Genomic DNA, 19966 nt, shown 5'->3' on the forward strand with positions numbered 1-19966 from the left:
TGACTTGGATCTCGTTGATCTTCGATACTCTGGATACGGGCACGATCCAGAACGAAGGGGTGTGGAAGTCATGGCCACACTCAGGAAGCTTCGAGCGCACAACACCAGAAGGCAATTGAGTCTTTCCACCGAAAATCTTTTGCTCCAGTTACTGATCATCGCCGTAGTGATGGCCGGGGTCATCGCGGTATCGGTGGACCAGTCGACCACTGATTTTGAACGGTCCGAAAGCAGACGCAGCCTATCGGCCGCCGAATCATTGGCAGCGAACCCCATGTTGCGAGTGTTGTTGCCCGGCGCAGAGCCGGAAATGGGCGCTGCACTACCGGCAATGGCCGAATCAACTCGAAGCATCTCAGGCCTTGAATTCGTGTCCGTGGCCGATGCCAACGGAAAAATCATCACCTCAAGCTACCCATCAGATATCGGTCGATCATTAATAAACTCTCAGAGCGACGTATTGGACGGGCGTTCTTGGAGGGGCGAGGTGAAACGTGGAGACGAGCACCTGTTGTTGGCGCAGGTCCCAGTTCTCAACGAGCAAGGTGAGCTGATAGGAGTCGTAGAAGCTGGTCAGAGTTATCCGCACACCACGGAAATCTTCAGGGACGTTGCACCCAATGCCCTGATCACCCTGATGATCTGTTTGCTTTTGGGGGCCGGCGGATCGGTTTTGCTTTCGCGACGGGTCAAGTATCAAACGCGTGGCTTGGAACCTCGGGAAATCACCGAACTTTACGAGCATCGCGAAGCCTTGCTTCACGGAGTTAAAGAAGGAACCATCTCCATTGGTCCCGACCAGCGGGTGACCCTAGCCAACGATGTAGCCATCGACCTGCTTGGCCTGCCTGGTAATTGTGTTGGCCGCACGCTAAATGATCTCGACGTTCCGCCTTCGGTGGTCCGTGCACTTATGACAGAGCAGTCTGAGCCTGACCGTGAATTCCTCATCGGAGAAAAAGTCGTGGTCTTCAACCGCATGCCGCTGAAAAGCCACGGAACGGACATGGGCTCGGTGACGACATTTCGCGATAGAACAGAACTGACGCTGCTTGAACAAGAACTCGGAGATACCAAAGCAACCAGCGACATGCTTAGGGCGCAAACTCATGAATTCGCTAATCAGCTGCACACCATTTCGGGCCTCATCCAACTGGAAGAATATGACGATGTTGTCCGATTCATTGATGGGGTGAGCTTCAGCCGAAGCCGAACATTAGAAGAAATCACCCAACGCATCCTCGACCCAACCATTGCCGCACTACTCATTGCCAAGGCCAGCGTTTGCACGGAACGAGGAATAGACCTTCGGCTAGATCCGGACTCCCAACTGCCGCGCTGCGATGATGCACTGGCCAAGGACCTCACAACTGTCCTCGGAAACCTTGTCGACAATGCAATGGACGCTGTCGCCGACGCCGTGGTCGCTAGAATCGATATCCATATCGACGAGACTGCCGAGGCCATCATGGTCATTGTTTCGGATACCGGCTCGGGGATCGATGAAGAAGTCATGGAAGAAATTTTCACTCAGGGATTCTCCACGAAGATCATAGACGCGGATCGAAAACGTGGCTTTGGGTTAGCACTCAGTCGTTTGGTGTGTCGCCGTCGAAACGGGGATATTCGAGCCGAAAACGACAACGGTGCTAAATTCACCGCAACACTGGCAAAGCTAAAGGATAGAACCGCATGATTAATGTCCTGGTGATTGATGATGACTTCATGGTCGCCAAGGTCCACTCGGGATTCGTTAATAGTGAAACTGGGTTTACCGTCGTTGGTGTAGCCCACACCGCTGAGCAAGCAATGCATTCGGTGGCCGCACTGGAGCCGGACCTAGCATTGCTAGACATCTACCTGCCGGATGCCAACGGCCTAGACCTGCTGCAAAAGCTGAGGGATATCCATCCGGAACTTGACGTGATAGTGATCAGCGCCGCGCGAGAAATGGAAACTGTCCGCCGTGCGTTGCGCGGTGGCATCATCCACTACTTGATGAAGCCATTCTCTCGGGAGGATCTGCGCGAAACGCTTGTCCACTACCAAAAGACCTATCGCGACTTTGACGGCAACACTGAACAGGAACTCGACCAATCTGACGTCAACCGGCTTTTAGGAGTCGGCAACCAGCAGCGCAAACCCCTACCCAAGGGCTGCAGTGTCGAGACCTTGGAATTGGTCGAACAGATACTGCGAGACAGCGGCCAGCCGCTGTCCGCTTCGGAAACCGCTCAGAAATTAGGAACGTCGCGAGTCAGCGCTCGCCGATATCTGGAGTATCTGGCCGAAGAGGCGGTAGTTCAGGTCAATCTTAAATATGGGGGAGTGGGACGTCCGGAACGCCTGTACGGAATGGCTAATATCTAGGCCTACGACAACGGCCTTGGACCAAACAGCAGTTCAATCCAAAGCCGTTGAAGGATGGTCATTGACGAGGCAAGGGGAATCGTCCGAGAGAATTTTCCAGCGCTTTGGCTACTTCGATGACAGTGAGGTCGTCGTAGGGGCGTCCGATCACCTGCACACCTACGGGCAGCCCCTCTTTTGACATCCCGCAAGGCACAACGACTACCGGGAATCCAAGGATGCTGATGGCGCGGCAACTGGAGCCGAGGTCGCTCCACGCCACCGGCGTTCCATCCACATCGACGCGGTCCTGTCGTGGATCGACCGCTGGAACGCAGGCTACCGGCAACAAGAGAATCTGGTGTTCCTCCATGAAGTTAAGGACTTCACGCAGGATCTCGTCCCTGACCGATCCAGCTTGTCGGTAGTCTGAAACAGTAGCTTGAACCGGGTTAAGTAGTGATTCTCGAAGGTGCTCGCTGACAAGTTCTTCCCGGCCAGCTGCCAGTGCTTGTACTTCCGGCATGCCAGCGGTAGTTCGCAGCCCAATAAAAGCCTCGGCCGCGCGTTCGATGGCAGGCGGCCGTCGTTCGACTACTGAAAGTCCGCGATCAGCTAAGGCACTGGCGGCTGCCTCGAGGACGGATTCAACGTCATGGCGAATCGGGAAGTTTCCCTCACCGCTGAACCATGCGCAGTTCAGGGACTCCACGGGGGCAGGTGCATAAAGTTGGGCCGGGACGGTGTTGGGGTCAACATGATCGGGGCCCTTGAGTAGCTCAAGCAGCGTTTGATGATCGCCGGTACTGCGCGCGATCCAACCGATAGTTCCCAACCGGTGAAGCACCGATAATGACGACGGGGCGGGGAACGTGTCGCCGGGAACGAAGGGAAGCATTCCGGTTTGCGGAATGAGCCCCACGGTGGGCCGCATACTGGTAAGGCCGGCGCAATGTGCCGGCCAGCGGATCGAACCGCCGAAATCGGTACCCACCCCAAAGCTTGCCATGCCTGAAGCAACGGCGGCGGAGTCTCCGCCACTTGAACCACCGGAAGTCACTGACATGTTCCATGGGTTCCAGGTGTCCCCGAATACCGGGTTCGAGGAATGGGTGGCAACCGCAAATTCTGAACAGTTGGTTTTTCCGACCAAGATCGCTCCAGCTGATTTCAACCGAGCAACGGACGTGGAGTCTTCGTCGGGTACGTAGTCTTTCAGGAGCGGGCTGCCGGCGGTTGCAGTCATTCCCGCAGCGGCAAGGGTGTCCTTGGCAGTGAAGGGGACACCGTGCAACGGCCCGGCCCATTGGCCCTGTTGCGCGAGCCTGTCGGCCTCAGCCGCCTGCTCCCGAGCTTCCGGGTTCAGGGTGACAATTGCATTGAATCGAGGGTTGAATTCAGCGACTGCCGCCAGATGAAGTTCCAGACAGGCTGTGGAGCTGATTTTTCCTTCGCGAATTGCTGCGGCCCAGTCGAGCAGCGATAGCTGCAGGGTATCCGCCACTGTGTAGTTCGTACTCACCGAGCTAACTGTACTTGCCATGTTTTAGTGCTTCTCCTGCAATTTCTCCTGCTGGGACTTATCACTGTCACTTCCTGCGTCCTCCATGGTGATCTTGCTGGTTTCTTTCGCAAGGAAAACACAGATGATCATGAGAACCAGGGTGAGCGAGAGGTACCCGGCGACCGAGAATCCGGTCTGCGTAAGTACCACCAGCTCTAGGGCAATCAGCGGTGCGAAGCCGCCGCCGAAGACGCCAGCGAGTTGGAATCCTACAGCCGATCCGGTGTAGCGGACCTTCGTTGCGAATAGTTCGGGAATGAACGACGCGATGGGGGCGTACATGGCTGCCACGATGCTGAGGCCAATGGCTGGTGCGATCAGTACTAGGAACGGAATCTTCGAGTCCAACATCGCGAAGAAGACGAAGCTGTAGAGGATACCGCCAATTGCCCCGCCGATCATTACCGGTCGGCGGCCAACCTTGTCGCACAAGGACCCGAACAATGGGATGGCAATCGATTGTGCGACCGCTGACAGGGTTGAAGCGGCTAGTACTAGTGACTCGTCGAGGCCGAGATTTTTCGTCCCATAGACCAGGATGAACATTGCGAAAACGTAGAACGCAATGTCGCTGCCGATGCGTGAACCCACTGAAAGGAAGAGCTCTTTCTTATAGTGCTTCAGCACATGCAGCAAGGGTGCCTTCACTTCCTGCTGGCGCTGTGCTTCTTCCTTTGCTTCAGCTTCAGCGAATACTGGAGATTCTGCCAACTGAACTCGGATGTAGAGGCCAATGGCGACCAGCGCGAAGCTGGCAAGGAACGGAATACGCCAACCCCAGGCCAGGAATTGTTCATCGGTAGTCAATGCGGAGACTAACGCAAAGACGCCGGTTGAAAGTAGCAAGCCTGCAGGGGCAGCAGTTTGCACCAAGCTGCCGAAAAAGCCGCGGCGCCCCGAGGTATCAGACTCGGTGACCATCAAGGCGGCGCCGCCCCATTCACCGCCGAGCCCTAAACCTTGGATAAAGCGCAGTGCCACAAGCATGACTGGCGCAGCAATACCAATGGTCGTATATGTTGGTAGGACGCCAACGAGCGCACTGGCCAGCCCCATCATCAGCAAGGTCGTCACCAGAACATTCTTGCGTCCAATCTTGTCGCCGAAATGGCCGAAGAGTGCGGCACCCAAGGGGCGGACAACATACCCCACCGCGTAGGTGGCCAGTGCGAGCAGCAGACCGGCTACCGGGTCGGATCCAGGGAAGAAAAGCATGGGGAAAACAATGGAAGCTGCTGTTCCGTAGGCGAAGAAATCGTAGTACTCCAAGGTGGTTCCAACGAAACTTGCCGCAACGACGCGTTTCATGGAATTTGGGGAGGTGCCGTCGGTCTTTTCAGCAGACGAAGATTTAATGGTCGTGCCGGTCATGGTTGCTCCTGTGAACAGGCGGATGAGTTTTAGCGGAAGTCCTGGGTTCTACCTTCGAAAGTCGTAGGCGGCATAGCTGCGTGAGTATCCGTCTTATTTGGGATCCCGGTTTCGGATCCCAAAATTATTCTGATGTGACCCACCACACTGAGACAATGATGGTTTGGGCTGAAATTAAAGCCAAAATTTTCCCACCATATAGGGCTAACGCGCGTTCCGTACCCTATGTGAGGCTTGGTTGATTCTGTCTACGGGGCTTTGGGTTTCCTGAATGTAACGACACTTCAAGCGGGTCAATGAACGTTTGGGCACGGCATTGGAAGGAATGGTTATTGGCATTCTCAGGTGGGCTTCTGCGCGCCAGCAGGAAATTATGGCGAATCGAGAATGTTGGGATGACGCTATTGGTGCCTAGGCTACGAGCGAGATGATGCCGGCGGCCAAGAGGCCTTGGCCAATGTGATAGGTGACCATGACAATTGTTCGCTCACGGGGATTATCTTCATCGAATCCGCGGCGGGCAATGCCGGAAGAGAGCAATGCATCACTGGCCATGAAAATGCTTGCTCCGATGGCGCAAAGCCATGAACTGGTCAGCCAGGCAAGCAGCACCATTGCAGCAATGGTCAGCGCGTAGACAATGCATGAAATTCCTAGACCAGACCCAAAATTCTTCCACAGCGCGACAAATGAACTGCGCATGACAATGAATGCCGCGGCGACCAAGGCCAAGCCTGCCAGCGCCATGCCCATCTGACCGTCGCGTAATTGGGCCAAAGATATTACGTACGCGATGTGACCAAGAAGGAAGAATCCGAGCCCGGTCATGAAATGAATCTTCTTCTGCCCCAACAAGGCGATATCACCCAGCAGTCCAAGGAGCATTCCCGCCGTAAACCAGAGCCCCGGGCCGCTTGCAAGGATCCCTGCGGACAAGGCAGCAGCGGTCATTAGGGCCATGGTTAAAGGTTTGGCAATGCGTTCCAAAGCTGTTCGCGATCGAGCAACGGACCACCAGTCGCACGACGCGCTGAGGCCGCTAAGGAGCACGAGGGCAAGAGTCATGAATCTCAGACTAGTGCACTGTGACTAGGTACGGGGAAGAGTAACTGTGCGGTCACACGGAGGAAATTAGAAGTTTCTGCGCAATTTATCGCGAATAAGGTGAGGTGAAAATTTGGCAAAACAAACATCAGACGTCTAACGTTAAACCAATGAGTGATGCAACGACCGACACAGTGCCAGAACGGGCGACCCCGGAAATGTCCAAAGAAACTTCTACCGCCAAGCAACAAACGAAACTGTTCGTTGGCTTCCTTGCCGTGGCGGCTGTAGTCCTTATGGGGCTAAACCTGCGTGTCGGTGTGGTCGGCGCTTCAGCCCTCTTCAAGGACCTCCAGAGTTTGCTTGGCTACGGTCCTGTTATTGCGGCAACACTACCGACCATCCCGGTATTGTGTTTTGCTGTTGCCGGATCCGTCACCGTCTGGGTCACTCGCAAGATCGGCCTGGAGCGAGCCATGCTAATTGCGCTGGCTTTGCTCACGGGTGGGTTGTCCATCCGGGCAGCCGAATCAACGAGCATGCTATTGCTTGGAACCATTGTCAGCATGTGCGGGCTGGCGGTCTGCAATGTGGCGCTGCCGTCCTTCGTACGCAAATACTTCCCTGAGCGCACCTCGCTACTGACCAGCGTCTACACGATTTGCATGTCATTGGGCGCAGCAGTTGCCTCGGCGGTGGCTGTCCCCATCGCGCGACAGCTAGGTTCTCCGGTTCTAGGGCTGGCGATTTGGGCGTTGCTAGGTTTGCTGGCGCTCATTCCAATGGTTCCGATTGCCGTCATGAGCAAGAAGCCACGTCCAACAGCTGCAGCAAAACAACACTCGCCATGGCCATTGCTGGTTACCCGCAAGGGTCTGCTCATCACCGGAATCTTTACCGTGCAGGCAATGCTCGTTTATTCGCTGGTGAGCTGGCTTCCGTCGATGCTCATTTCCCGTGGGATGGACGCCGCCGGTGCCGGAGTAATGCTAGGGGTACTGCAGTTCATTTCTATTCCAGCCATCGCCGTGGTGATGTCAATTGCGAGCCGTCCTCGCCTGCTGCGCACGGCATTCATGCTTGCCACCGGAGCAAGTCTTATCGGTTTTGCCACCCTTCCGATTCTGCCAATTAGTTTGACATTGATCTCAGTCATTTTCCTGGGAATTGGATTCACCGTGTTCCCGCTGGTCATGCTTTCGATCAGTCGCAGCGGTGACAGTATCGAGGAGTCGGCTGCCATGTCCACACTTGCCCAGACGGTTGGGTATCTTGCGGCCGCGGTTGCCCCATTCGTATTGGGTCTATTGGCATCGGCTCTGGGGAACTGGCAAGTGCCAATGTGGCTGTTGCTAGTGGTATCAGTGGCACAATTGTTATTGGCCTATATGCTGAGTTCGGGTGTGCCCAAGGCTGCAAAACTGGAACCCGTCGACTCGAAATAATCAGTTCACTCCGGAAGGAAGAGCTTTGACTTCTGCGCTGCCGGGTCGTGCACGCGGCCCCCTGTCAGACGACGTCGCATCTTGGCTGACCCAGAAAATTTCCTCTGGCCAGTGGCCTTTGGACTCTCGAATTCCTTCTGAACCAGTTCTGATTGAGGAGCTAGGGGTATCCCGAGGCACCTTACGTGAAGCGATCAAGGCACTGAGTCATGTCGGCATGCTTGAAGTACGTCGTGGCGACGGAACATATGTCAGGGCCACCAATGAGTTTGACGGTACCGCGCGCCAGGTTTATCAGCAGCACTCCGATCAAGACGTCCTTCAACTCCGATTTGCACTCGATACTCAGGCCGCTCGATTGGCGGTAAATGCTGCCACGACTGAACAAATCAAACGCCTCAGAGAACTTCTCGGTACTCGCCGGGACGCTTGGATCGCTCAGGATTATGAGTCGTGGGTAGAAGCGGACTGGCAATTTCATCTGACAGTGGCCGAAGCTTCTGGAAACTCGCTTTTAGGCGAGGTTTATCGCAGCTTCGAGGAAGTTTTCCATGGCACCAAGATGCAACAGCGTTTACGCGAAGGTTTTGACGGTTGCTTGAGCGCGGGACACGAAGAATTATTGTCAGCTATTGAGAAACGCGACGAAGCCAGTGCGGCTGATTCCGTGAATACGAATTTGGATTACTGCATGTCTTGGGCGGTTAGAGACTCACGCCAATGAAACTTTCGTTGAACGTAGCGTCTGCGATCCAGCATCTGATGGCAAGCTTTACGTAGAAGCGCCGGTCAATACCCGCGAAGAGACCAAAGGGGATGCTCAATGATGGATCAAAGACTCAACGACAGGATCCTAGGTGTCATGGGCGGGCTCTCTGCCGGAGACGCTCTTGGCGCAGGTTATGAATTCGGCCCATCGTTCGGTAGCGACGTGCCGGTAGCAATGATTGGCGGGGGCTTGGGGGATTTCGCCCCAGGAGAATGGACCGACGATACGTCGATGGCGGTGGTTATCGCCCAAGCCCTGGTCCTCAGCGGCGGAAAAGTAACTCCTGCGGCCTGCGATCGCATGGTTCAAGAGTGGGAGCACTGGGCGCAAACTGCGCCTGATGTTGGCAACCAAACTCGTGCTGTCCTCAATCTTGGGCGGCAACTGGCCGATCAGGCTGGTCGGCAAACCATCACCGCCGAGGACGCAGTGGAGGCCGCCGCGCTAATTCACCAGCGCACGGGACGATCGGGAGGCAACGGAAGCTTGATGCGTACCGCACCGGTGGCGATTGCCTTCCTTGGTGCCGATGCGGAAGAAGCTTACGGAGCTGCGGTGCGCATCAGCGAGCTGACTCACTTTGACGCCGAAGCAGGCGAAGCCTGCGGTCTTTGGACCGTTGCCATCCACCATGCGCTGCGTACTGGAGAATTAAACATCCGGTACGGCCTGAACTTGTTGGACTCTTCTCGGTCCGAAATTTGGAACCACCGAATTGATCAAGCCGAGACAAGCGCGACTGCACAGTTCGCCAATAACGGCTGGGTCGTTGAAGCGTTCCAGTCTGCCTGGTGCGCGATCAGCACGACGTCGTCGGCAAACCCAGGTGAGCATCTTGTCGATGCGCTTGAAGCAGCCGTCCGAGGCGGTCAAGATACGGATACCGTCGCCGCAATTGCAGGGTCGCTCATTGGAGCCGCATATGGTCAGTCGGCCATTCCGTCACAATGGCAGTCGATTATTCATGGGTGGCCGGGACTGCGAGCCGCAGACCTTGATAAATTGGCTATCACTTTGGCTACACCCTCATTGCCGGTACAGGAATAACGCTGGTACGCCGCATGCAAGGGCAGTTCCCGATTTCAATCAGGGACTGCCCTTACTCGAAACTTGGCTACTAAGACTGTGCTTGCCGCGTGGTGCGCGTGTATCAGTCGCTCCATCGATCAGGAGCGTGAATGAAACGACGCCGATATTGAAACTGACATACGAATAAGGCGTCCGCTGCGGGCAAGGATCTGTATTCGTCCTTGAACTAAGTCGAAGATCATGGTCGGTTTGAAAGCGTCTGAACTGCGCAGTTTCCCAATTCCCGGTAGGCTTGGAGTAGGGCCTGCATATCTTGTGCAGGACTCCGAAAGAAAACAACTCCCAGGATCGACAGACCGTTGGTCCCGACCGCCAGTTTCGCGGTCCTCGGTAGTGACTTTCGCTTGGGCATCAGCTTCAAGCGCGGGTCTCGATCGAAGACCAGATCTGGGTAGGGCCACTCGGTTTGCTCATCCATGGACATGGGAGCAACTGAAAGGAGCACCCCCTTAATGGAGGGTCCAGAAATCCAGTTCGCCGAGGCCGTTATCGACAACGGCCGCTTCGGCAGCCGCACCATCCGCTTCGAAACCGGCCGCCTTGCCAAGCAGGCTGCAGGTTCGGCAATGGTCTACATCGACGAAGAGACCGCACTGCTCTCGGCAACTACCGCCGGCAAGCACCCGCGCGAAGGCTTCGACTTCTTCCCGCTGACCGTGGACGTGGAAGAGCGCATGTACGCCGCTGGCCGCATCCCGGGCAGCTTCTTCCGCCGCGAAGGCCGCCCATCGACCGAGGCCATCCTGGCCTGCCGCCTGATGGACCGCCCGCTGCGCCCTGCATTCGTTAAGGGTCTGCGCAACGAGGTTCAGGTTGTCGTCACCGTACTGTCCATCGATCCAGATGAGCTGTACGACGTGGTGGCAATCAACGCTTCCTCGATGTCCACCCAGCTTTCGGGACTGCCATTCTCCGGCCCGATCGGCGGCGTTCGCGTTGCACTGGTTGACGACGGAAACGGCGCGCAGTGGGTTGCCTTCCCACGCCACTCCGAGCTGAAGAACGCTGTCTTCAACATGGTTGTTGCCGGCCGCATCGCTGGCGACGACGTTGCCATCATGATGGTGGAAGCTGAAGCTACCGACAACGCTTGGGAACTGATCAAGGAACGCGGCGCCCAGGCACCAACCGAAGAGGTTGTTGCAGAAGGCCTTGAGGCTGCCAAGCCATTCATCAAGGTCCTGTGCGAGGCCCAGGCCGACTTGGCTTCCCGCGCTGCCAAGGAAACCGTTGAGTTCCCGGTCTTCCGCGATTACGAAGAAGATGCCTTCGCCGCTGTCGAGGCTGCTGCTTCGACCCGCCTGGCAGAGATCTACACCATCGCTGACAAGCAGGAGCGCGACAACGCTGCCGGCGCCTACAAGGACGAGGTCCTTGCTTCGCTGGCTGGCGAAGGCAACGCCTTCGAAGGCCGCGAGGGTGAAATCTCCAAGGCTTTCGGCGCTGTTACCAAGCACATCGTGCGCCAGCGCATCCTGACCGACCAGGTCCGCATCGACGGACGTGGACTGGCTGACATCCGCCAGCTCTCTGCCGAGGTCGAGGTTCTGCCTCGCGTGCACGGTTCGGCCATTTTCGAGCGTGGCGAAACCCAGATCATGGGTGTCACCACCTTGAACATGCTTAAGATGGAGCAGCAGATCGACTCGCTGTCCCCAGTGAAGTCCAAGCGCTACATGCACAACTACAACTTCCCTCCATACTCGACCGGTGAAACCGGCCGCGTAGGTTCGCCAAAGCGCCGCGAAATCGGCCACGGCGCACTGGCAGAACGCGCACTGGTTCCAGTGTTGCCAAGCCGCGAGGAATTCCCTTACGCCATCCGTCAGGTCTCCGAGGCACTGGGCTCCAACGGCTCGACCTCCATGGGCTCGGTTTGCGCATCGACCCTGTCGCTGCTCAACGCAGGTGTGCCGCTGAAGGCACCTGTAGCAGGTATCGCCATGGGTCTGGTTTCGGACACAGTAGACGGCGAGACCCGCTACGCGGCCCTGACCGACATCCTGGGCGCCGAAGATGCCATGGGCGACATGGACTTCAAGGTGGCAGGCACCTCCGAGTTCGTCACCGCGATCCAGCTGGACACCAAGCTCGACGGCATCCCAGCCTCGGTGCTGGCGGCTGCGTTGACCCAGGCCCGCGAAGCACGCCTTCACATCCTGAACGTGCTGAACCAGGCCATCGACGCACCGGATGAGCTGAATGCCCACGCTCCACGCATCATCTCCGTGAAGATCCCAGTGGACAAGATCGGCGAGGTCATCGGCCCTAAGGGCAAGATGATCAACCAGATCCAGGAAGACACCGGCGCAGACATCTCCATCGAGGACGACGGCACCGTGCTGATCGGAGCAACCAACGGCGATTCCGCCGAGGCTGCACGTTCGGCCATCAACGCCATCGCCAACCCTCAGGTTCCTGAGGTCGGCGAGCGTTACCTGGGCACCGTCGTGAAGCTGACCACCTTCGGTGCGTTCGTTTCGCTGACCCCGGGCAAGGACGGTCTGCTGCACATCTCCGAGCTGCGTAAGATCAACGACGGCAAGCGCGTTGAGGACGTCGAGGACGTCGTCTCCGTGGGTCAGAAGATCCAGGTGGAAATCACCAAGATCGATGACCGCGGCAAGCTGTCGCTGGCACCAGTTGTCGAAGAGGCTGAAGAAGCTGCAGCCGAGTAATCTCGGTAGGTAGATTCCTGCAGGTCCCGTTTCACCATCGCGGTGGGACGGGACCTGTTGCATTTTCCACGGTGTCGGTTCGAACGCCTAGGCTTCAAGATAGAGCAGCAGCAAAGTTTTTCTTGAGCGCAGTCTGCAGGGCGTGCAGAATAATCTAAAGCCAGCGACCGACTACCAGCTACGGGGTCCACATGAGCGAAGACACGGTGATTAATCCCGAATGGAAGCTTGCCCGGGCCATGGCCGATGCCGTGCTCAATTGGAGCGAATGGTGCCACCGCCGGCAGGACCAGTACATCCCCGAGGAACAGGACCGCGGCCAGGTAGTGCATACTATGGACTGCACCCCGCTGCGCGACCCATCCTTCGCGCTTCGGCCGCGCTGGCGCGCTGAAGAAGCACTGCCCGAAGATGCTCAGGCCCTCGTTCCACTGGCGATTGTCCGCAAGGGAATATTGCGGGAATTTGAAGTCTTTGGCTTCGCAGGCGCTGCCGTTCCCGTTCTCACCCGGGATCAGAATATCGACGTTTCCGTCGGTCTGCTCGCTTATCTGCTGCTTCGGGTTGAAGGGCTGGTTGTGAAGCCAGCGGTACTCATGGACTGTCTTTTCACAATCGTCTCCGACGATGAGAACAGCAGCGACGCGGCCCAGGACTTGATCCACCACGGATCATTCCAAGGAACGAAGGTCATCGACCAGCAGAGGCTGTTAAAGCAGGCACGGATTCCTGAATTGATCAAAAACCTCAGTGAAGGGTTTTTACTGATCGCCGTAGTTCCCTTCGCAGACCTTGGCAGGCGAGGAATCATCAAGGTTTCGTATCTGTGGGATTTCAAGTTCGTGGGCCATAAGGCACTGACCTTTATCAAGGGGCGCCGCTCAATCCAGCTGCCGATGAATGCGCCCAGCGATGCACAGTCCTATCATCTTGAAGTCAGGCTCCCTGCAAACGTCCGCTGCCTGGGGATGAGTATCCCCGGTTCGATAGAGTTGGCTTTCACCGACGATGGAAATCCTGAAACTCAGATCCACGAAGACCAAGAGATCGGCAAAACCACTGATTCCACGTTGCACCTGCGCGCCAACTATCTCATTCCGCCATATCGTTCGGCGGCATGGCTAGAACTTGTCGGACCACGCAACGATACCTTCTGGGTGTCTATTATTGGCGGCTTTTTCATTGCAGTGATCGGAATCCTGCTGACTGTTTTTTCGGCGAGCCTTCCGCCGGAACAGGCAGATGCGCTGGGTGACGCCACTACCGCTCTGACGCTGTCCGTCCCGGCAGTCTTTTTTGGATATATTTCCACGCAAAAGGATCACTTGCTCGGCCAGCCGTTGACGCTGGTGTATCGACTCGTACTGCTGGCCTATGCGCTAATTTTGATGATCATGGCCGGGGCCTCAATGTTCGTGCTCAGCTCGGAACTCTTGCGCGGCATTTGGGCGGGCGGTGCAGCGCTCGGATTCATTATTTTGGTGGTCCTGATCCTGCGACTGCAAGCTGGATTCTGGCATAGAATTTGGCTTAATATCTGGTTTGGCGCCTCGAAGCCGGTGCCTAGTAAGGAAGATCGTTGGAGGTTGTACTTATGACGAATTCACAATCTTCCCCTAAGTCCCGGGGACCACAGCCCGCCAAGATCTATGAGAAGGCAGAAGCCAAACCGGAGCGCCGGGTTATCCCGGTGGAAGTGGCCACCAGATTCGGCGTCGATCCGGCCCTGTACTCGGATGCAAGCGTGGCCCATGCCGTATCAAAAGCCCAAGCAGCTCAGCTCAAGAAGAAGTGGGATCCAAACACTCTGCCCAAAAGCAACTAAGGCCGGGCCAATAATGCCTCTGAAATAACTTCAAGAGAGCTTGTGGCCCGGCCGAAACTGTTGATGCTGGCTTATTTGCGCAGATTCTTGTCGTAGAACTCGCGCAGCTGCACACTCTTTTGCTTAACGATGGCGTCCCACTCTTCCATGCTGGTTGAGCTGTCTGCATAGTCGGAAGGGATCTTGAAGATCTGTAGTGGAATGTTGAAACGCTGGCACATGCTTGCGTATGCATAACCCTCCATGTCAACCAACGAGGCACCAAGTCCTGAAATGTGCGTGCGCTGCGCGTCATCGGAGACGAAGACATCTCCCGTTGCCATGGTGACCTGTAGCTCCGGCAGGATAATGTCACCGCTGGGCAGTACATCAGCCGAAGGCAGAGGGAAATCGTGCTGGATCAGTTTGGCTACCTGATAAATCGTATCGAGGCTGGGGCGGTCCTCGCCTGCATGGCCCACCACTCCGGCGGTACCCAAAACAATGACTCGCTCAATATCGTTTTCAGCAAAGGCCCCGGCGAGCGCCACGGTGGCGTTGACCTTGCCCACCCCCGATACAAGGTGCTCGACATCGCTAAAGGCCACTGCCTCGTCATCATGTGCAAAGACGAGCAAGGTCTTCTTTTCAGCCATCAGTTTCCCCTCTAAAAAAGTCAATCCGGGTCTTAATTTCTTCCCGAAAGTCCTAAAGAAGTCTAACGGTTACGGTTCGTTAAACTGCATCGAACCAGTAGCCGGTGAGCGGATACACTTCTAGGTATGAGTGATATCGAACTTGCTGAAGTTGAAAGCTTTGCCCTCGACCATACAAAGGTGAAGGCACCCTACGTGCGTAAGATCGGTGTTGAGCACGGCCCCAAGGGCGATGCCATTTCGAACTACGATATTCGTTTCGTTCAGCCGAACCACGGCGAAATCCCCACCGCTGGCCTGCACACCATCGAGCACACGCTTGCAGGCTTGATTCGCACCCGATTTGATGGGTTGATCGATTTCTCCCCGTTTGGCTGCCGCACAGGATTCCACCTGATCGCGTGGGGCGAACCAACTCCTGCCGAGGTGGCTGCAGCGATCAAGACCTCTCTGGAAGATCTGGTTCAGAAGGTTACCTGGGACGATGTTCCAGGCACCGAGGCCGTCAGCTGCGGCAACTACCGTGACCACAGCCTGCATTCTGCCAAGGAATGGGCGAAGCTCATTCTGGAACAGGGCATCAGCCTGGATGCTTTCGACCGGACGAACATCGCCTAGGTAGAATTTGCACGTTTCAAGGGCTTCGGTCTCATAGTGAGATCGGGGCCCTTGAATGCATCGTGCTGAAATAACTTGGAACCAATGCCGGCGTTCAGTACTCTCAAATCTAGAACCGGTAGCATGTAGTGCATGCGAAAAGTTTTACCCTCAGCTGTGCTTCTTTCGTTGGTTTTGCTGACAGCATCAGGGTGTACGAACTTTGACGCAGCAGCCACATCTCCAGTCAGCAGCGAATGCTCGGCAGCCATTCAAGATCAGAACGCGTCATGGCAGGATAAGAAGGCCTTTGAAGAAGAAATACAGGGGCTGGAGATCAAGTCCCTGCAGGCGTGCAAGAATCTTGACGAGTGGGCCACCGCCGTCTCCTACAATCCCGGGTCAATGGGCTATGAGGTCTTGAACACCGAGGAAGCGGCCAACCTCGTGTACCTTCCGTGCCAAGGCGATGATCCAGAAAATGAAACCCCGGTCTGCGCCGATGCCGCCGGGCGCGGCTATCTCGATTAGTCTGCGACGCTGCCGTTGAGAGGGTAGCAGTCATCTCCACTTGCTAGATGACCAGTGGGATCTTTGTCGATAGACTGACGGAAAGCAGCGCCTTGAGGCAGTGCTTTCTGGATAGAAAGAGATCGAATGCTGGTCACCATCACCTTGGATTCACCGGTTGGTTCAGAAATCAACGCAATGGATCTTTCTCACCTTCTGAGAAAGCACCCCGAGAAGGTGCAGTCATTTGACCTGCCGGTTGGCACTGCACACGTCTTCTATCCTCACCGTACAGAAGATCGCACCACTGCAGCCTTGCTGCTGCAGATCGATCCAATCAACCTCGTGCGCAGCAAGCGGTTTCGTGGAGATTCAGGAATTCTTGACTACTACGTCAACGATCGGCCCTACACCGCGTCCAGTTTGACCGCTGTAGCTATCGGCAAGGTCTTTCGAAGTGCGATGACGGGCGTTAGCGTTAGTCGTCCGGAACTTGCCTCCACCGCGCTGCCACTGACGATCAGCATCCCGGTGATATCAACTCGAGACGCCCGCGGCATTGACCTGGTTCGGCGGCTCTTCGCCCCGCTGGGCTGGAACATTGAGCAAGATCCAATCGCCTTGGATTCTGACTTTCCGCAGTGGGGCGATTCCCAATACTCTTCCCTGGTGCTCCGCGGCACCGAACGCTTGGATGTCGCGCTCCGCCAGCTCTACGTCCTGCTTCCGGTCCTCGACGACTCAAAGCACTACTGGGTAAACGACGACGAAACTCAGAAGCTCGCCCGCCAGGGGCAAGGGTGGTTGGAAGAACATCCGGAACGAGAACTCATCACGAGGCGCTATCTCGTCCACCAGCAGCCCTTGGTAGCACTGGCGGAGGCCCAATACTCGGCCTCGGGTCAGTCGGCAGACACTCAAGAACCGGCGGGGAGCGATGACAACGCCACCGCCGACGTCCCTTTGCGGGTACAGCGCGCACAATCCGTGCTCAAGGTGCTCAAAGACCGTGGCGCACAGCGGGTTGTTGACATGGGCTGCGGATCTGGAGCGCTGCTGCGCAGGCTGCAGGCGGATCCATTCTTCACCCGCATCGTTGGAACCGACGTTTCTGCCCGCTCATTGGAACTGGCCGCCAACACGCTGCACCTCGATGAGCGATCCGACGCTCAGCAGGAACGCATCACCCTGCTGCACAGCTCCGCGGTGTATCAGGATGAGCGCCTCAATGGATTCGATGCCATCATCTTGATGGAAGTGATAGAGCACCTTGATCTATCTCGATTGCCGGCGCTGGAAGCGGCAGTATTTGCCGCCAATGCTCCACGCTCAGTCGTTGTGACGACCCCCAATGCCGAGTACAACGACCATTATCCAGGTCTTGAACAGGGAGCACTGCGCCACGATGACCACCGTTTTGAATGGACACGCGATCAGTTTCAAACATGGGCCCACAAGGCAGCCCTAGAACATTCATATGTGGTCAGCTTCGAAGACATCGGCCCCGCCGCAACGTCGGTGGGTGCGCCAACCCAGATGGCAATCTTTTACAAGGAGCAAGCATGAGCGAACTACAACTTCCTGAGGTCGGTCTTGTGCTTCTCATTGGAGTTTCAGGTTCCGGAAAATCAAGTTTCTCGGCCAAGCATTTTGGACGGTTCGAGGTGTTGTCGAGCGACTTCTTCCGCGGGCTGGTGAGCAACGATGAAACCAATCAAAAGGTGAGCAAGGCAGCCTTTGAAGCACTTGAATTCGTCGCTGGCAAACGCCTCGAAGCAGGGCTTTTCACGGTCATCGATGCCACCAATGTCCAGCAGTCGGCACGCCAGTCGTTGATTGAGGTGGCCAGAAAATATGATGTGTTGGCCTCTGCGATCGTCCTGGACGTGCCCATCAAGCTGTGTTTCGAACGCAACGAGCAACGGGGGGAGCGTCGGGTTCCTCCGCCTGCCATCGAGCGGCAGCACAAGGAACTTAAGCGTTCACTGAAGTCATTGCGCCGCGAAGGATTCTCGCGGATCCACGTATTGAATGGTGAAGAGCAGATTTCCGAGGCGAAGATCCTCCGGCACAAACTGCTCATCGACTTCAGGGACGACCACGGGCCGTTTGATGTGATTGGCGACGTGCATGGCTGCCTCGACGAACTGCAGATGCTGTTGGCAAAACTGGGCTACAGCATCGAGTGCGACATCGAGGGGCGAGCAGTAAATGCGGTCCATGCAGCCGGCCGGCGTGCAGTCTTCGTCGGCGACCTCGTCGATCGAGGGCCTGATTCGGCTGGTGTGCTGCGTCTGGTCATGGGCATGGTGCGGCAGGGCAATGCACTTGCGGTCAGTGGAAACCACGAAGACAAACTGGTGCGGGCCCTGCGCGAACGCAATGTCAGCCTGACCCACGGTCTGGATCAAACCATGGCACAAATTCAGGCGGAAGGTCCACAGTTTAGGCGCGACGTCACCGATTTCTGTGCTTCGCTGCTCTCACATGTTGTTCTCGACGACGGAAATTTGGTTGTTGCCCACGCCGGTCTGATCGAGAAATACCAGGGCCGTGCCTCGAAGCGGGTCCGCGCATTTGCGCTTTATGGCCAAGTCACGGGTGAAGTCGATGAGTTCGGGTTGCCGGTTCGCTACCCGTGGGCCAATGATTACCGCGGCAAGGCAAGCGTACTTTTCGGACACACACCAATGACGGAGGTCGCGTGGATCAACAACACCGCGTGTCTCGATACCGGGTGCGTGTTCGGCGGCGAACTCAGCGCCATGCGCTACCCGGAACGCGAAGTATTAAGTGTCGCAGCGCTCAAAAAGTACACGGAATCAGGGCGTCCGTTGGAATCTCCCTACGGCCCCCAGCGAGAAGCGGGAGTGCTGTCGATTCAGGACGTGACAGGGCCATTACGGTTGCAAACCAGCTCCTACGGCACGGTCCGTATCGGCGCCGAACAGGCCGCCGGCGCGTTGGAGACCATGAGCCGCTTTGCCACCGACCCGCGATGGCTGCGCTACCTACCGCCGACCATGTCACCGGCGGAGTCATCGCAACGCCCGGGATATTTGGAGTACCCGGATGAAGCCTTCGCCTATTACACGAAGCAGGGTGTTACAGAGGTGATTTGCGAACAGAAGCATATGGGTTCCCGGGCGGTGATGCTATTGGCCCGCGACCCAGAACGCTTCGACGCAGCGGCGGGTTGGCTGGGAGCCCTGCACACCCGCGCCGGCCGTGATTTTCTTGACCCGGAGGCAGAACAGGCCCTGCTGTCCCGGGCCCACCGTGCTGCCGATGACTGCGGGCTGTGGGAGGAATTAGACACAGACTGGCTGCTGCTTGACGGTGAGTTGCTTCCCTGGTCGTTGAAGGCAGAAGCGCTGATCAAGAACACCTACGCCAGGGTGGGCGCCTCGGGCGTCGCCGCGACGCGCGCTGCGGTTCAGGTGCTCGAGCAGGCGGCAGATTCCGGATTGGATGTCTCACAGCTTTTGGAAGGCGCACGGGGACAGTACGACAACGCGAAGGCATTCCGCGACGCCTACAGACGCTACGTCGGGGACAAGGACCAGCTGCGTTTCGCTGCCTTCCAGGTGCTCGCCACCGAGAAGCGAACGTATGAAAGCTCTGACCACGGCTGGCATATGGGGGTAGCGCAGCGTCTTGCTGCCGCGGCACCGCAGTTGTTTATCGAAACCGAGTGGGTCCGCGTCAAGCTCGACTCGGATGAAGAAGTTCAGCGTGCGGTTCGGTGGTGGGAGCAGCTGACCGATTCCGGCGGTGAAGGCATGGTCGTGAAACCTTGGGGCAACTTGCAGCGGGGGAGCAAGGGGTGGATCCAGCCAGGGATTAAAGTCCGCGGGCAAGAATACCTTCGGATTATTTACGGACCCGATTATCTCGAGCCGCAGAACCTTGAACGGCTACGACGCAGGGCAACTGACAAGAAGCGGGCCAGGGCGCTCCAGGAATACATCCTCGGATTGGAAGCACTGAACCTCACAGCGCAGGATGAACCGTTGTGGAAGGTCCACCAAATGGTGTTTGGGGTCCTCGCCCTCGAATCGGATCCCATTGATCCGCGGCTGTAGAACAG

16 protein-coding genes are annotated in these 19966 nt (G+C 56.8%); 12 read left to right on the plus strand and 4 right to left on the minus strand.

Annotated features, from left to right (window positions below; translation table 11 throughout):
• Positions 1-70: 70 nt before the first annotated feature.
• Together RUH64_RS04665 and RUH64_RS04670 are read left to right on the plus strand one after the other, a co-directional pair.
• A complete protein-coding gene (locus RUH64_RS04665; protein ID WP_313811683.1) occupies positions 71-1696 on the plus strand; it encodes a sensor histidine kinase in 1626 nt (541 codons plus the stop codon).
• On the plus strand, positions 1693-2370 hold the full coding sequence (locus RUH64_RS04670; protein ID WP_313811684.1) for a response regulator: 678 nt from the start codon (positions 1693-1695) through the stop codon (positions 2368-2370). The genes RUH64_RS04665 and RUH64_RS04670 overlap by 4 nt, the downstream gene beginning before the upstream one ends.
• Before the next feature lie 58 nt (positions 2371-2428).
• Here the strand turns inward: RUH64_RS04670 and RUH64_RS04675 are convergent, their stop codons facing one another.
• The 3 genes from RUH64_RS04675 to RUH64_RS04685 all read right to left on the minus strand — a co-directional run bounded on the left by RUH64_RS04675 (position 2429) and on the right by RUH64_RS04685 (position 6349).
• Positions 2429-3892 (minus strand): amidase, encoded by a 1464-nt coding sequence (locus tag RUH64_RS04675; RefSeq protein ID WP_313811686.1) that lies wholly within the window; start codon positions 3890-3892, stop codon positions 2429-2431.
• A gap of 3 nt (positions 3893-3895) precedes the next feature.
• On the minus strand, positions 3896-5284 hold the full coding sequence (locus tag RUH64_RS04680; protein ID WP_313811687.1) for an MFS transporter: 1389 nt from the start codon (positions 5282-5284) through the stop codon (positions 3896-3898).
• 411 nt (positions 5285-5695) lie between these two features.
• Entirely contained in the window at positions 5696-6349 is a 654-nt protein-coding gene (locus RUH64_RS04685; protein ID WP_313811688.1) for a lysoplasmalogenase, read from the minus strand.
• Between the two features lie 104 nt (positions 6350-6453).
• Between RUH64_RS04685 and RUH64_RS04690 the strand changes: the two genes are divergently transcribed.
• From RUH64_RS04690 to RUH64_RS04715, 6 genes are all read left to right on the plus strand, one after another.
• Positions 6454-7773: an MFS transporter gene (locus RUH64_RS04690; RefSeq protein ID WP_313811689.1), complete on the plus strand. Its 1320-nt coding sequence runs from the start codon at positions 6454-6456 to the stop codon at positions 7771-7773.
• A gap of 25 nt (positions 7774-7798) precedes the next feature.
• Complete coding sequence (locus tag RUH64_RS04695; protein ID WP_313811690.1) at positions 7799-8497, plus strand: FadR/GntR family transcriptional regulator; 699 nt, start codon at positions 7799-7801, stop codon at positions 8495-8497.
• 99 nt (positions 8498-8596) lie between these two features.
• On the plus strand, positions 8597-9589 hold the full coding sequence (locus RUH64_RS04700; protein ID WP_313811692.1) for an ADP-ribosylglycohydrolase family protein: 993 nt from the start codon (positions 8597-8599) through the stop codon (positions 9587-9589).
• Positions 9590-10083: 494 nt separating this feature from the next.
• On the plus strand, positions 10084-12309 hold the full coding sequence (locus RUH64_RS04705; RefSeq protein ID WP_313811694.1) for a polyribonucleotide nucleotidyltransferase: 2226 nt from the start codon (positions 10084-10086) through the stop codon (positions 12307-12309).
• Positions 12310-12500: 191 nt separating this feature from the next.
• Entirely contained in the window at positions 12501-13907 is a 1407-nt protein-coding gene (locus RUH64_RS04710; RefSeq protein ID WP_313811696.1) for a hypothetical protein, read from the plus strand.
• Positions 13904-14134: a hypothetical protein gene (locus tag RUH64_RS04715; RefSeq protein ID WP_313811697.1), complete on the plus strand. Its 231-nt coding sequence runs from the start codon at positions 13904-13906 to the stop codon at positions 14132-14134. The genes RUH64_RS04710 and RUH64_RS04715 overlap by 4 nt, the downstream gene beginning before the upstream one ends.
• A gap of 71 nt (positions 14135-14205) precedes the next feature.
• Here RUH64_RS04715 and RUH64_RS04720 read toward each other — a convergent pair whose 3' ends face one another.
• The gene (locus RUH64_RS04720) at positions 14206-14769 is read right to left on the minus strand and encodes a purine-nucleoside phosphorylase (protein WP_313811699.1); all 564 of its coding nucleotides are present in this window, start codon (positions 14767-14769) and stop codon (positions 14206-14208) included.
• 126 nt (positions 14770-14895) lie between these two features.
• Here RUH64_RS04720 and RUH64_RS04725 point away from each other — a divergent pair, with 126 nt between their 5' ends.
• The 4 genes from RUH64_RS04725 (at position 14896) to RUH64_RS04740 (ending at position 19961) form a co-directional block, all read left to right on the plus strand.
• Positions 14896-15387: an S-ribosylhomocysteine lyase gene (locus RUH64_RS04725; protein WP_313811700.1), complete on the plus strand. Its 492-nt coding sequence runs from the start codon at positions 14896-14898 to the stop codon at positions 15385-15387.
• Between the two features lie 132 nt (positions 15388-15519).
• On the plus strand, positions 15520-15897 hold the full coding sequence (locus tag RUH64_RS04730; RefSeq protein ID WP_313811701.1) for a hypothetical protein: 378 nt from the start codon (positions 15520-15522) through the stop codon (positions 15895-15897).
• A gap of 126 nt (positions 15898-16023) precedes the next feature.
• Positions 16024-17442, plus strand: coding sequence for a 3' terminal RNA ribose 2'-O-methyltransferase Hen1 (locus tag RUH64_RS04735; protein WP_313811702.1), 1419 nt, complete (start codon positions 16024-16026; stop codon positions 17440-17442).
• Positions 17439-19961: a polynucleotide kinase-phosphatase gene (locus RUH64_RS04740; protein ID WP_313811704.1), complete on the plus strand. Its 2523-nt coding sequence runs from the start codon at positions 17439-17441 to the stop codon at positions 19959-19961. The genes RUH64_RS04735 and RUH64_RS04740 overlap by 4 nt, the downstream gene beginning before the upstream one ends.
• Positions 19962-19966: the final 5 nt, after the last annotated feature.

It is taken from the genome of Glutamicibacter sp., assembly GCF_032154645.1.
In the GTDB taxonomy this organism is placed as follows: domain Bacteria; phylum Actinomycetota; class Actinomycetes; order Actinomycetales; family Micrococcaceae; genus Glutamicibacter.

Excerpts from the sequence above, each read along its gene's own strand:
- RUH64_RS04725 (WP_313811700.1), top strand. The coding sequence starts at position 14,896 with ATGAGTGATATCGAACTTGCTGAAGTTGAAAGCTTTGCCCTCGACCAT.
- RUH64_RS04740 (WP_313811704.1), top strand. The coding sequence starts at position 17,439 with ATGAGCGAACTACAACTTCCTGAGGTCGGTCTTGTGCTTCTCATTGGA.
- RUH64_RS04675 (WP_313811686.1), bottom strand. The coding sequence starts at position 3,892 with ATGGCAAGTACAGTTAGCTCGGTGAGTACGAACTACACAGTGGCGGAT.
- RUH64_RS04730 (WP_313811701.1), top strand. The coding sequence starts at position 15,520 with ATGCGAAAAGTTTTACCCTCAGCTGTGCTTCTTTCGTTGGTTTTGCTG.
- RUH64_RS04710 (WP_313811696.1), top strand. The coding sequence starts at position 12,501 with ATGAGCGAAGACACGGTGATTAATCCCGAATGGAAGCTTGCCCGGGCC.
- RUH64_RS04670 (WP_313811684.1), top strand. The coding sequence starts at position 1,693 with ATGATTAATGTCCTGGTGATTGATGATGACTTCATGGTCGCCAAGGTC.
- RUH64_RS04700 (WP_313811692.1), top strand. The coding sequence starts at position 8,597 with ATGATGGATCAAAGACTCAACGACAGGATCCTAGGTGTCATGGGCGGG.
- RUH64_RS04680 (WP_313811687.1), bottom strand. The coding sequence starts at position 5,284 with ATGACCGGCACGACCATTAAATCTTCGTCTGCTGAAAAGACCGACGGC.
- RUH64_RS04665 (WP_313811683.1), top strand. The coding sequence starts at position 71 with ATGGCCACACTCAGGAAGCTTCGAGCGCACAACACCAGAAGGCAATTG.
- RUH64_RS04735 (WP_313811702.1), top strand. The coding sequence starts at position 16,024 with ATGCTGGTCACCATCACCTTGGATTCACCGGTTGGTTCAGAAATCAAC.
- RUH64_RS04685 (WP_313811688.1), bottom strand. The coding sequence starts at position 6,349 with ATGACTCTTGCCCTCGTGCTCCTTAGCGGCCTCAGCGCGTCGTGCGAC.
- RUH64_RS04715 (WP_313811697.1), top strand. The coding sequence starts at position 13,904 with ATGACGAATTCACAATCTTCCCCTAAGTCCCGGGGACCACAGCCCGCC.
- RUH64_RS04705 (WP_313811694.1), top strand. The coding sequence starts at position 10,084 with ATGGAGGGTCCAGAAATCCAGTTCGCCGAGGCCGTTATCGACAACGGC.
- RUH64_RS04720 (WP_313811699.1), bottom strand. The coding sequence starts at position 14,769 with ATGGCTGAAAAGAAGACCTTGCTCGTCTTTGCACATGATGACGAGGCA.